The 2,378-nt window shown below is 70.0% G+C and carries 1 protein-coding gene; it reads left to right on the forward strand.

Features of this window, described 5'->3' with window-relative positions; translation table 11 throughout:
- On the forward strand, positions 1-2,378 hold a 2,378-nt coding region (locus ACWC97_RS33935; RefSeq protein WP_450653667.1), incomplete at both ends, for a type I polyketide synthase.

The raw sequence follows: 2,378 nt of genomic DNA on the forward strand, positions 1-2,378 counted from the left end.
ACGTTTCTGGATGGGTTGGCGCGGTATCGGCGTGCTTGTGGTCTTCCGGCTGTCTCGCTCGCGTGGGGTCTGTGGGACGACACCAGCACCATGACCGGCAGCCTCGACCGGAGCGACCGCGCCCGCATCGGCCGGACCGGACTGCTTCCGCTCTCCGCCGACGAGGGCCTGGCGCTCTTCGACGCGGCGCTGAGCGCCGACGCACCGCTGGTGGTTCCCGCGAAGTTCGACCTTGCCGCGGCCCGTCGTGAACAGCTCCCCGTCCCGCCCGTGCTGCGCGCACTGGTACGTACGGTGCGCCGCACCGCCGTGTCCGGAACCGATCCGAACAGCACCTCGCTCGCCCATCAGCTGGCCGCGTTGCCCGCGCCGGACCGCGAGAAAGCACTCCTGGACCTCGTACGGACACAGGTGGCGACCGTGCTCGGCCACCGCGCCCCGGGTCTCATCGACGTCGGGCGGGCGTTCCATGAGTTGGGGTTCGATTCGCTGACCGCTGTCGAGCTGCGTAACCGTCTCAACGTGCTCAGTGGTCTGCGGTTGCCCAGCACGGTGGTCTTCGACTACCCCAGCCCCCGTGCGTTGGCCGGTTTTCTCGGCGGTGAGCTGTTGGGGGCGGGGCCATCGGGTGTGGTGGAGGGGGTGTCGGCGGGGGTTGCCGTCGAGGACGATCCGGTGGTGATCGTGGGGATGAGTTGCCGGTTCCCGGGTGGGGTGGGGTCGCCGGAGGAGTTCTGGGGGTTGCTGGAGGGGGAGGTGGATGCGGTCTCGGAGTTCCCGTCGGGTCGTGGGTGGGATGTCGAGGCGCTGTATGACCCGGATCCCGAGAATCCGGGGACGTCGTATGTGCGGGAGGGTGCCTTCCTGCACGAGGCGGACGGGTTCGACGCGGGCTTCTTCGGGATCAGCCCCCGCGAGGCACTGGCCATGGACCCGCAGCAGCGCGTGCTGCTGGAGGCGTCCTGGGAGGCCTTCGAACGGGCCGGCATCGACCCCGGAACACTCGCGGGCAGCCCGACCGGAGTCTTCGTCGGCGCCATTGCCCAGAACTACGCACAACGAATGGGCGCCGCGCCGGACGGCGTGGAGGGCTACCTCGTCACCGGCAACACCAGCAGCGTGGTGTCCGGCCGGGTCTCGTACACCTTCGGTCTGGAGGGCCCGGCGGTCACCGTGGACACGGCGTGCTCGTCGTCCTTGGTGGCGTTGCATCTGGCGGTGCAGGCGCTGCGCAACGGTGAGTGCGACCTCGCCCTCGCCGGCGGCGTCACCGTACTCGCCGACCCGGCGACCTTCGTGGAGTTCAGCCGACAGCGTGGTCTGGCGGTGGATGGCCGGTGCAAGCCGTTCGCGGGTGCCGCGGATGGTACGGGGTGGGGTGAGGGTGTGGGGTTGTTGCTGGTCGAGCGGTTGTCGGACGCGCGTCGTCGGGGGCATGACGTTCTGGCGGTGGTGCGGGGCAGTGCGGTCAATCAGGACGGTGCGAGCAATGGTCTGACGGCGCCGAACGGTCCGTCGCAGCAGCGGGTGATCCGGCAGGCCTTGGCGAGTGCCCGGCTGACGGCCGCCGATGTGGATGTGGTGGAGGCGCATGGGACGGGTACGCGGTTGGGTGATCCGATCGAGGCGCAGGCGTTGCTGGCGACGTACGGGCAGGGTCGTGCGCCGGGGCGGCCGTTGTGGCTGGGTTCGGTGAAGTCGAACATCGGTCACACCCAGGCCGCTGCCGGGGTGGCGGGGATCATCAAGATGGTGCTGGCGATGCGGCACGGGGGCCTGCCGAAGACACTGCATGTGGATGAGCCGTCGCCGCACGTGGACTGGTCGACGGGCGCGGTCTCGGTGTTGTCCGAGGCGGTGGAGTGGCCGGAGACGACGGAGGACCGTCCGCGTCGGGCGGCCGTGTCGTCGTTCGGGATCAGCGGGACCAATGCCCACGTCATCCTGGAGCAGGCTCCGGCGGTCGAGGCGGTCGACGACGACGCCGTCCAGGACGACCACGGCCCCGTACCGCTGCTGCTCTCCGCCAGGAGTGAGGACGCCCTGCGCGCCCAGGCGGACCGCCTGCGCACCCTGCTCGCCGGTGACGGGGCGATCTCGCTCCCCGACGTCGGACACGCACTGGTGACCCGACGCTCCCATCTCGACCACCGGGCCGTGCTCGTCGCAGAGGACCGTACCGAAGCGCTGTCCGCCCTTGAGGCGCTGAGCCTCGGTACGTCCGCTCCCGGTGTGATCACCGGCAGCGTGACGGACACCCGGGGCCGTGTTGCCTTTGTGTTCCCTGGTCAGGGGTCGCAGTGGGTGGGGATGGGTGCGGAGTTGTGGGCGGTTTCTCCGGTGTTCGCGGAGTGGATGGGGCGTTGTGAGGTGGCGTT

It is taken from the genome of Streptomyces sp. NPDC001108 (genome assembly GCF_053598535.1).